Origin of the sequence: Streptacidiphilus melanogenes (genome assembly GCF_000787835.1) — a bacterium.
GTDB classification, from domain to species: Bacteria; Actinomycetota; Actinomycetes; order Streptomycetales; family Streptomycetaceae; genus Streptacidiphilus; species Streptacidiphilus melanogenes.
This window is the reverse complement of sequence record NZ_BBPP01000007.1, coordinates 170,578-180,057: the sequence shown is the minus strand read 5'-3', so window position 1 is coordinate 180,057 and position 9,480 is coordinate 170,578. Positions and strand designations below refer to the sequence as shown.

At 70.5% G+C, this 9,480-nt stretch carries 8 protein-coding genes and 1 tRNA gene; 2 read left to right on the top strand and 7 right to left on the bottom strand.

The genetic code is table 11. From position 1 onward, the window contains the following. The first annotated feature begins 35 nt into the window (after nucleotides 1–35). Entirely contained in the window at nucleotides 36–524 is a 489-nt protein-coding gene (locus TR49_RS10615) for a hypothetical protein (RefSeq protein ID WP_042379975.1), read from the top strand. 4 nt (nucleotides 525–528) lie between these two features. On the opposite strand, the gene TR49_RS10610 is transcribed toward TR49_RS10615, so the two are convergent. Next, a complete protein-coding gene (locus TR49_RS10610; protein WP_042379973.1) occupies nucleotides 529–807 on the bottom strand; it encodes a hypothetical protein in 279 nt (92 codons plus the stop codon). Nucleotides 808–828: 21 nt separating this feature from the next. After that, on the bottom strand, nucleotides 829–5,730 hold the full coding sequence (gene mobF, locus TR49_RS10605) for a MobF family relaxase (RefSeq protein WP_236653313.1): 4,902 nt from the start codon (nucleotides 5,728–5,730) through the stop codon (nucleotides 829–831). 137 nt (nucleotides 5,731–5,867) lie between these two features. Between mobF and TR49_RS39825 the strand changes: the two genes are divergently transcribed. After that, nucleotides 5,868–6,398 carry a hypothetical protein gene (locus TR49_RS39825; protein ID WP_052434173.1) on the top strand — a complete coding sequence of 177 codons (531 nt, stop codon included), beginning with the start codon at nucleotides 5,868–5,870 and terminating at the stop codon, nucleotides 6,396–6,398. Between the two features lie 78 nt (nucleotides 6,399–6,476). On the opposite strand, the gene TR49_RS41350 is transcribed toward TR49_RS39825, so the two are convergent. From TR49_RS41350 to TR49_RS10585, 5 genes are all read right to left on the bottom strand, one after another. Next, entirely contained in the window at nucleotides 6,477–6,830 is a 354-nt protein-coding gene (locus TR49_RS41350; protein WP_236653312.1) for a hypothetical protein, read from the bottom strand. A gap of 159 nt (nucleotides 6,831–6,989) precedes the next feature. Next, complete coding sequence (locus tag TR49_RS10595) at nucleotides 6,990–8,192, bottom strand: hypothetical protein (RefSeq protein WP_042379969.1); 1,203 nt, start codon at nucleotides 8,190–8,192, stop codon at nucleotides 6,990–6,992. A 78-nt stretch (nucleotides 8,193–8,270) separates the two neighbouring features. After that, nucleotides 8,271–8,337, bottom strand: a tRNA-OTHER gene (locus TR49_RS42640). 46 nt (nucleotides 8,338–8,383) lie between these two features. Beyond that, nucleotides 8,384–8,890, bottom strand: a complete 507-nt coding sequence (locus tag TR49_RS10590; protein ID WP_042379967.1) for a hypothetical protein — start codon at nucleotides 8,888–8,890, stop codon at nucleotides 8,384–8,386. A 176-nt stretch (nucleotides 8,891–9,066) separates the two neighbouring features. After that, complete coding sequence (locus TR49_RS10585) at nucleotides 9,067–9,453, bottom strand: hypothetical protein (protein ID WP_052434172.1); 387 nt, start codon at nucleotides 9,451–9,453, stop codon at nucleotides 9,067–9,069. Between the last annotated feature and the right edge of the window lie 27 nt (nucleotides 9,454–9,480).

Genomic DNA, 9,480 nt, shown 5'->3' with positions numbered 1-9,480 from the left:
GCAGCCCACCTGGTGGCGGTCCTGTGGATGGTCGATTGGAGGAGTTGGCGCGCGAGCTGGCCAGGGCCTCGGTGATCCGCCTCGCTGGGGCCGGGCAGCTGGTGCTGATGACCGACGCGCAGTTGAGCGCGGCCCGTGGGAAGGCCGCCGCTGAGGTGGTGGCGACGCAGCGGGCGCTGAACCGGGTGCGGGACCTCCGCGATGCGGACCGCCCGGTGGACGATGCGCTGGTTGCTCGGAGCCTGCTCGTTCAGCAGACCTCGGATGAGCTGCTGCGCGTCACCGTGGAGTTGCAGCGCCGGATCCGGATGGACCAACGTCAACGCGCGGCTGAGGCTGCTGTCCGTCGTGCGCTGGTCGATGCCCTGCTGCTCGCGGCGACCCAGAACGTGCAAGCGGCACAGCAGTTGGAAGGACAGGCCTCCGGCTCGGCGCGTGCGCGACGTCACGCCGAGGCGGAGGCGCAGCTGCAGCAGCACCGACCCGAGACAGCGGCGGGGTACGGCGTCGGCATGAGGAGGTAGCGGCTCACCCCTCGGCCGGCACCAGGAGCCTGCCGCTCAGCAGGTCGCGCGTGGCGTCTTCGTAGATCGCCACGAGCCGCCGCAGCTCGTGGTTCTCCGCAACGAGCGGGTTCTCCTTGTCGGGGTTCTTGTCGAACTCCGCGTCCAGCGCCGCAAGACGTTCCTGCAGCGTCCCCTCCGGGGCGTTCACCCCGCGGGCGGCCAGCCGCGCCTCGCGCTCGGCCGCCCAGCGGGCCAGCTCCCCGCGCTGCTCGGCGCTGAGCGGGTTCGTGCTCTCATCCATGTCCGTTCTCCTCTGTGATTCTCAGATACCTGGCCCCCGACGGGGGCCAGAAGCCGGTCCGGGGCGCTGCTGACGCTGCTGCTCGTCCTCGGCGCGTTGGCGGGCTCGCCGCCCGGGGGCGGCCTCAGGGTCCGGGCGGGTAGCCGAATGCGCAGCCAGGCCGCGGTGGGCGCGCTCGGCGTCGCGCAGGGCCGTGATCTCGGCCAGTCGCTGCTGGATCCGGGCGCGCTGGAAGAGCGTCATCGCGGCCTGGAGATCCGACCACACCAGGCGCTGCTCCTCGTCGTCCGGGGATTCGCCCAGCGGGTCAGCAGAATCAGTCTGATGCACCATCCGGTAGGTCGCCAAGGCCGTTACCAGGTCTCGCCATTGCTGCTGCTGGCCCGGGTCTTCAGGGTCCGGCGTCGGGATCTGCTGCACCCACTCCTCCGCCGGTTCCTCGGAGGCCATCGCACGGAACAGGGCCACGTCCGCGAACGCGGCGGCCGCGGCCGAGACCGCGCCCCGGTCCTGCTCGTCGGCGACCCGCGTCTCCAGCAACCGCAGCAACACGTTCTCGGCCGTGCGGGCGGCGATGCGCATCCCCTGGGAGGGGTCATCGGGGCGGGCGACCGCTGCTGCCCACGCCCGCGTGCGGCGACCGACCAGTTCCACCCGCTCTTGGAACACGGCCCAGGCGTGCGCGTCTCGTGGCTCCTCTGGTTGCGGGCCCAATCCCATGGCGTTGTCGTCCAGGCCGTAGCGCTGACGCCACACCTCGACCAGCGCGGCCGTGCGCTCCCACAGGGCGCGCAGCTCGCCGTCAGCACTCGGGACCGGTCCCAGGGGGCGGCTCCACGCCGGCGGCTCTGCCGACAGCGACAGGCCTTGGTGCTGCAGCCGCTCAGCCAGGATGATCCGCCGCTCCACGAGGTGTTGACGCCACCCGGCCGGGGTGTCCTGGTCGCGAAGGGCTGCCGACGGCGCCAGCCAGTCCGGCAGCACCCCGGAGTGGTCCGGCGTGGGAGCAGGCCCGTCGGGCAACCGCGTCCGAAGACGGCGTTCCGCGTCCACGCGGTCCGCGATCACCTGGGCCAGGCGCAGGCGGTCCGCCGCCGCCTCGTGCCGGTAGAGGTTCTCCGTCAGTTCGGCGACGGTGGTCTCCAGCGGCTGGTGTGCCGTTCGACTGGAACCGGTGCGGGGCTCGCGCTGCCAGTCCTCGCGCATCCGGTCCAGCGGCCGCATCGTCCGCCGAAGCCGCTGCTCCCGGCGCAGGAGCGAGTGCTCTGCGGCGGCGGAGCGCTCGCCCTGCTGGTCACCCTCACGCTCGGCCCGCCGCCTCCGTTGGCGAGCGTCGGCGATGGCATCGGCCAGCTGGGTGCGGGTGAAGTGGCCGTAGGTGCGGTGCGGCCAGGCCGGGTGCGGGAGGCCGTCGACCACGACCGGACGGGGCTGACCTGCCACGGCCGCTTCCGCGCGTTGCAGTTCCTCCAGCGCGTCGGCGCGACGCTGCTGTGCGCGCTCGAACAGCCGACCCAGCTGCTCGTTGGTCAGGTCTCGCAGTGGGCGGCTGCCGCCGGCCTCGGCTTCGCGCTCAGCAGCGCGCTCGGCGGCCCGTCGGCCCTCCTCGACGACCGCGTCGATCCGCCAGGAGAGCACGGCGGACAGGTCCTCGGCGCTGCGGAAGTCCCGCTGTGCGTGGGCGGTTTGCAGCAGGCGACCTGCGTCCCAACCGCTGTTCTCGCCCCGGGCAAGGGCGCGCTCGACGGCCGACCAGGCGTCGAGGGCGATGAACTCCTCAGCTGCTGTGCCAAGGACCCGGCGGGCAAGGGCGCGGAGGCGGTGTGACTGCGCGCGGGCGTAGACGTCGGTGTACTCGGCGGCCAGCTGGCCGATGCTGTAGGTCCGCTCCTGCTCTGCCTGGATGGCCTCGTGGGCGGAGACCGACGCGCTGTTGCTGCGGGCGACGGAGTCGAGCACGTCCCGCATGCTCCGGCCTTCGTCGGTGACGACCGCCAGGCGGTTGGACAGTCGTCCGCGGGTGGCCATCACGTACGCGGACTCGCGGCTGGTCCGGGCGGTCACCAGGCCGTGGGAAGTGTCGACCGTCAGCCCTTGGGCGCGGTGAACGGTGCAGGCGTAGCCGAGCTGGCCGTGCCGACGCAGGTAGCGGGCGGGCAGGATCACGCGTCCGCGGTGTCCCGTGTGCTGGACCGTCGCGTTGCCCTTGTCGTCCAGGGCCTCGATCTGCCACTGGTCGCCGTTCTTGACCCAGTCCTTTCCGCCCAGCGTCAGCAGTCGGCGCTGGTTGCGGCGGGTGACGATCAGGTCTCCGACGGCGGCCTGCGCATCGTCCCGCAGGGGGATCGAGCGGGACAGGTCGAGTCGGCCGGAGGCGACCTGGAAGCTCTGGGCGCGCAGGTTCAGCTCGCGGACGCTGTCGTCGTCGTCGGCCATCATCAGGGAGAGCAGGCCCTGCTCCGTGTCGGCCTGCCAAGCCTGGAACAGGCCGTCGAGCATGTCCTCGCTGCTGCCGCCGACGATCCGCCCGTTCGCCAGGTGCCAAGTCCACGCGTCGGCCGCGTCGCCGTCGCGCAGCGCCAGGGTAGCTGCGCTCTCGCCCTCGGCGCGGAACCGGTGCAGCTGCTCCAGTTCTACGGCGCCGACCTCGCGGGCGATCAGCCGCAGGACGCCGCCGGACTCGACCGCGCCGAGCTGTGCGGGGTCACCGATGAGGCGGACCATCGCGCCGGCGGCGATGGCGTCATCCACAATGCGCGCGAGTCGGCGGGTGCCTGCCATCCCGGCCTCGTCAATGACGAGGACGTCGCCGGGCCGCAGCTGGCAGTCGTATTGGACGCGGCTGCCTTCAGCGAGGCGCTGCCGCTGCACGATCCAGCTGTGCAGGGTGTGGGCGTCGACGTCGAGGTCGGCCTTGAGCACGGCGGCGGCGCGGCTGGAGGGAGCGAGCGGAATCACCCGTCCACCCGATGCCTGGACCGCGTCGCGCACGAGCTGCAGCGCGGTGGTTTTGCCCGAGCCGGCGGGGCCGATGCCGACCTGCACCAGCCGCTCCGAGCAGGCGAAGCTCTCGACAAGACGCCGTTGCCCGGCATCCAGCTGCGGCCCGGCGAACGCCCTCGATGCCGTTGCAAAAGCCTCCGCCGAGACGGCGGGGATGGCGGCGGACAGCGCGGCGTCCAGGATCCGTGCCTCGGCGGCCAGGATCGCTGCGGAGGTGAACAGCCGCGACTCCTTGCGGCGGTAGATGCTGGCGCCGTCGGCGCGCTGCAGGGGCGCGAAGGCCGGGTTGATGTCCGGCGGGGTGATGTCCAAGGATCCGTTGCTGAGCACCAGTTGCGTGATGCGCTCGGCCAGTCCGCGGGTGTCACCGCGCCCCTTGGTGGCCCGGACGACGTGCCGCCGTGCCTCCGCCAGGACGTGCCGCTCAGCCCAGACCGCCCGCTCTTCGGAGACAACCCCCAGCACGCCTTCCGCGAGCTGGTCCAGGTCGAGGGACGCCACCGGATCGCGACCGCCGTCCGCAAGGCTGACGGCCTGTCGGCAGCGCTGAAGCAGCGCGTTGATGCGGGAATCGCCGAACAGAGCGATAGCCTCCGCGCGCCATGCGGCACGCAATTCGAACAGCGACCGGGCCGCCTTCTTCTTGGGTCGCGTCTGCTGCGCGGCCTGCTGGATCAGGGCCATTCGTGCGGCGGTGTCGGGCTCCTTGCCGTACCGACGACGGTAGCCCGCCAAGAGGACCGCCAGGTCTTTCCGGATGTCCTGGGCGCGCTTGCTGAACGTCTCGATCAGGTCGTCATCCAGGCCCGAGATCGCGACCACCGGCCGCTTGCCTGGCGTCACTTCCCGCTCTTCCGCCTGCACACCGAGGCGACGGCACATCTCCTCGACGACGCGCTGGTTGTAGAACTCGCTGGCGGCTACCTCCATCGCGTAGAGGAGCTTGCCGTCGATGGTGCGCCACTTGCCATCGACGCCCAAAACCTTGTTGGCCACGACCACGTGGTCGTGCAGGAGCGGGTCGCCGCGGCGGCTGTCGTAGTGCCGGTAGCGCGCCGCGATGATGCCCCCGCGGACGTCCTCCTGGGCGACGCCGTTGATACCGGTGCGGGTGGCGAGGGCGTGTTCCTCGATCCACGAGAGCGTCTCCGCGATGGCCTGCTCGTGGGCCGCCTCGACTTCAAGCCGGGTGTCCTCGTCGCACAGTGCCCAGAGGACGGAGGCGTACTTGTTGCGGAAGACCAGATCGAAGCCGGCCACCGCCTGGCGGCTGCAAGCCGTGTTCGCGCTGATGTAGCGGCTCAGCTCCTCAGCGTCCTTCGGCGAGCGGCCGAAGTCTGCCCGGAACGCGATGGCGCCGACCTTGCCGCGCTGCTGCTTGCGCTCCTCCTCGGTCGCGATCTCACCCTTCCTGGCCTCGAACGCCTCCAAGGCGTCCTGGATTTGGGCCGCCAGGGGGCCTTCAGTCTGGTCGTAGCGGTAGTAGCGCCGGCCAAGTCGCGCCAGCCGCATGGCCTGCGCTGACGTCAGTCCATCCGCGACGGCCCGCTCGATGATGCGGTCGGCATCGGGGTGCAGTCCCTCACCGTAGAGGGCGGCCATCTGGCTCTCGGAAACGGTGCCGGACACGCCGAGTTCGGTGATTCCCGAGCCTACCCAGATGCCGGGTGGGTTGCCGTCGGCGTGGTAGTAGTCGCTGATCTTCTTCTCGCCCGTGCGGCGTTCGTCGCCGGTCGCGATCTCGCGCGAGTAGTACAGGTAACCATCACCAGCGGACAGCTTGTGAATGGTCATCATATGCTCAGCATACCTTGTGACATTGTGAATGCAAGAGCTTCGATCGTGAAGGCAGTTGAGGTGTGGAAGGGGAGGGTGGAGAAGGCGAGGAACGAGCCGAGCCGCCGAGCCGACGCACCTCAACTGCCTTCACGATCCGCGCAGCGCAATAGGCCGTCCCCAGGTTGCGCTCTCCTGAGCGCAACCTGGGGACGGCCGCAGGTCCGGCTTGTCCACAGGAAGACGATCATGGATCCGCGGCGGTTTGGCGGCAGCTGACGATGCGCCAGCAGATCGGGCTGCTCGTGGCCGCTCCGGACCGGCCGTTGGCGGGTGACAATGGCGGTGCAGTGATCAGTCAGGGGAGGGGCACCGGCCAGTCTGGGGAGGACGAGACGATGGCGGAACGCAGGGGCTCGCGCGCGGTCGCGGCACGCGAGAAGGCAAGGGCACGCACAGCGGGGGCGCGCGAGCGGGAGCAGCGCCTGGAAGACCTGGCGACGACGTGGTTCGAGGTGGACGATCAGATCGGGGGTCTCCGCGAAGCAGCGCAGGCTCGGATCGACCAGTACACGGCGAGGATCAGGGGCGAGCTGGTGCAGCAAGTCGGGCAGCTTGAGCAGAGGTTGACGGACGCTGCGGCGGAGATGTTGGAGCTGGCCAACGCCTCCGACGTCGCCGACCGCCTGGGTATCCCTGTCGCGAAGGTGCGGGAGATCAAGGCGACACGGAAGGCCAGCGGCACGCCCGGCGACGCGGCGGCTGCATCGGCGCCGTCACCTACCTCTCAGGCCGGCTCCGTGACGCCTTAGGAGGCGCGCACGGGACGAAGAACGCGTGCAGCCCCGCCCTGACTGTTACCAGTCAGGGCGGGGCTGCGCAGCGGTGGTTCAGCGCTGTTCGGCGGGTGGAGCGATCACCCACGACTGCGGGCTCAGCGGTGCTGGCGTGGGTGCCGCGGGAGCTGTTACCGGCGCTGGCGAGACGACGGGGGCGGGACCGAAGCCCCCAGCGGGGCCCGGCATTCCGGCGGGCTTTGGTGTGCGGCGCAGTACCGCGCCGGCGCCGACCTCGATCCGCCACGGCTGCTCGGTGCTGAACAGCATCCAGAGCGGTTCTCCGTCTCTGGTGGTCTTCTCGTACCGGCTCAGGCGAAAGCCGACGGTTGATCCGTCCGGCGTGACGACCTCCACCGCCGCGTCGATCCACTCTGGAGTGAGTTCTTCGATGGGCTGCTCGTCCATGGCGGGCTGAGTCACGGGCTCCCCTTTCCCGAGGGCGCCTTGCGGACAGGCGCTGAGACTCGACACTACCTCCGTCCCAGCCCCTGCGGGCTGGCAAAAGGCGAGGTCCCTCCCAGCACCCGTAGGGCCGGAAGGGACCTCGCGCTGCGGCGGGTGGAGCTAGGAGTCGCTGCGGTGGAGCGTCAGGCGGCGGGCCTCCGCGCGCCCTCGGAGGTAGTAGTACTCGAAGTTGCGCCGGAGGTAGTCGTTGCCGTCCATCGGTTCGGACGGGCTCGGGATGTCGCTGTCGTAGGTGGTGCAGCCGAGGACGAATGCGTACTGCCGCTCGGACGCGAAGAGCTGGCTGCCCCAGGGCTCCCAGCACCACATGCCGTGGCCGATCGGGTAACGCTGGTGGGCGTCGGGGAAGACCAGGAGGGTTCCACCGTCGCCGTCGTGGGCGGTGGTCCAGGTGAACCGGACGGCGTCCCCCTCCCAGGCGGCGGTCACCTCGCGGGTGTCCGCGTCCAGGTCGTCGATGATCTGGTAGACGGTCTGGCGGGTGAACAGGTAGGTGGAGGATCGGTCCTGGGGCAGCGTGGCTGGCAAGCCGAGGTAGGGGCCGTGCATGGTGGCCTCGACCGTGACGAGCATCGGCTCCCCCACTGGCTCCCGGACGAGCGTGACGCGCAGGAAGTGCGATCCGCTCTGAGCGGGGACCGACTCGCTCAGAGCGGTGAGGAGCCGGTCGTAGTCCGAGTCGCCCAGGTCGGCCGGGAACCGCGAGCCGTCCGCGTAGACCAGCGTCGTGGCCCGAGCGTCCCAGTAGAGCGGGATCCCGGCGCAGTCGCCGCCCAGGTATGCCGCGCTGATGGCCCCAGTCTCCAGACCGATCAGCGCTGCGCCGTCATGGAGCTGCGGGACGTGGCTGACAGCATCGCGGGCTGCCTTGATGATGCGCTGGTCCGCGCACGGGACGAGGTGGCGGACGGTGGCGAGCGCGTAGTCGCTGCTGTCCGTCGTGTCCGGCTCCTGGAGCCGCCCGGCGCAGTCCGGTCCGTCTGGGGCTGCCCGGCGCCGAGGCTCGCCGGCGGGGCCGTTTCCAGCGGGCTCGCGGGTGCTGCCGCAGTGCCCGCACGGGCCGTCGATGTCCGGGTGGCTGTTGCGGTAGGAGGCGTCCTCGTTCATCACCAGCGTCGTGAGGGCGTTGGTCTCCTCGACGCGGAGGTACAGGGTGTGCGCGGGGTGGCCCGGGTCGGTGATGGTGATGGTCGTCCTGGCCTTGGCGTCGTCGCCGCCTGTCGGCCACTCGGTGAAGAAGTGGGTCAGGGCCTTCGCCAGGGCTGCGCCCGGTGTCGGTGCGGGGTTCTGCTCTGCTTCCATGGTTGTCTCTCCGGGACCGGTAGGTGGAGCGGCGAAGACTTGCCCTGTCCTCGCCGTGCGGATGTTGCGGGTACTGCGTGACCACGGCAGGATTCGAACCTGCGCGCTGCGATGGTTGACTGCAGCTCTTCCGTGTTGCGTGGTCTGGCGCTGCGCCGACTTGTGGGCGCAGCCGTTGTCTGCGGCCCGGACTATCCCTCGGTCAGCCCGTACTCGGCGGCTCGCATCCTGATTCGGGCGAGTGCGGCTCGGCCGCGCGGGCTGCGCAGGGGCAGGCCAATGAAGGGCAGGTCGAGGGCCATGGCTCGGGCCTCGTAGGCGATGTCGCCCAGGTTCAAGCGGGTTGGGATCTTCAGGCCGGGCTGCCGCGCCGCTGAGCGCGCCCTGTGGGCGATGGACAGCAGCTCGACGGTCACCTCGGGAACGCTCTCGGCGGCGTCGCTGAGCAGTTGGAGCGCGTATTCGGTTTCGGCGTGATCGGCAACGCCGGGCCGGCCGGTGATACGCACGGCAACGGTGTTAGCCGCCCTGATGCGAACGGCGATGGCCCGGACCCGATCGGCGGTCATGATCTGGTGGTGGACCCTGGTTGAGAGGTGGGTTGCCGCGTAGGCCAGCCGGTAGAGGCGCCGGACGTCGCGGTCGATTTCACTCTGACGGCGCTGGACGGTGAGTCGGTGCACGTTGGTGCCGCTCATACGAACTCCCGTTGGGTGATGGAGTCGCACGGGGACTTGCCCTGTCCCGCGTGCTGCCTGTGCGCGGCCACGGCAGGGGTCGAACCTGCGATCGGGGCACTGCCCGTCCGTCCGTCTCGCGTGGCCTGGGTGGTGGGCCGAGGGCCTGCCTCGGCCCACCAGGTTGCGCCGGTGGGCTACTCCGCGATCTCCCCTTCGTCCTCGTCGTACTCCCTCTCGCACCCGTCCTCGTCCTCCTCCAGGAAGCCGAACAGGGCAGCCACCTCCGGGTCCTGCTCAATCGCCTGGATCAACGCCCACTCGGGGCCGTCCTTGGCCTCGATCAGCGAGCGGCAGAGCGCGCTGTACTCCTCGCTCGTGATGTGGCGGATCTGGTTCTCCTCCAGGAAGGCGTTGAGGGTGTCCATCACGTCGTCCGGGTGGGGGAACTGCTCCACCAGGCCGTGGATGCCGCCCGGCTGCCCGTCGACCCAGAGCTGGATGCTGTAGCAGTACAGCCGGGGGTCGAAGACGGGGCGGAGCTGGGTCTGGTCGTCCATGTTCACAGGGGTGCCGAATGCCATCGTGGTCTCCGTGCCGTTGTGCGCGCT

Bases quoted from the DNA above. Each gene is read 5' to 3' on its own strand.
- TR49_RS10585 (WP_052434172.1), bottom strand. From the start codon at position 9,453: ATGGCATTCGGCACCCCTGTGAACATGGACGACCAGACCCAGCTCCGC.
- TR49_RS10610 (WP_042379973.1), bottom strand. From the start codon at position 807: ATGGATGAGAGCACGAACCCGCTCAGCGCCGAGCAGCGCGGGGAGCTG.
- TR49_RS10595 (WP_042379969.1), bottom strand. From the start codon at position 8,192: ATGGAAGCAGAGCAGAACCCCGCACCGACACCGGGCGCAGCCCTGGCG.
- TR49_RS41350 (WP_236653312.1), bottom strand. From the start codon at position 6,830: ATGGACGAGCAGCCCATCGAAGAACTCACTCCAGAGTGGATCGACGCG.
- TR49_RS10590 (WP_042379967.1), bottom strand. From the start codon at position 8,890: ATGAGCGGCACCAACGTGCACCGACTCACCGTCCAGCGCCGTCAGAGT.
- TR49_RS39825 (WP_052434173.1), top strand. From the start codon at position 5,868: ATGCGCCAGCAGATCGGGCTGCTCGTGGCCGCTCCGGACCGGCCGTTG.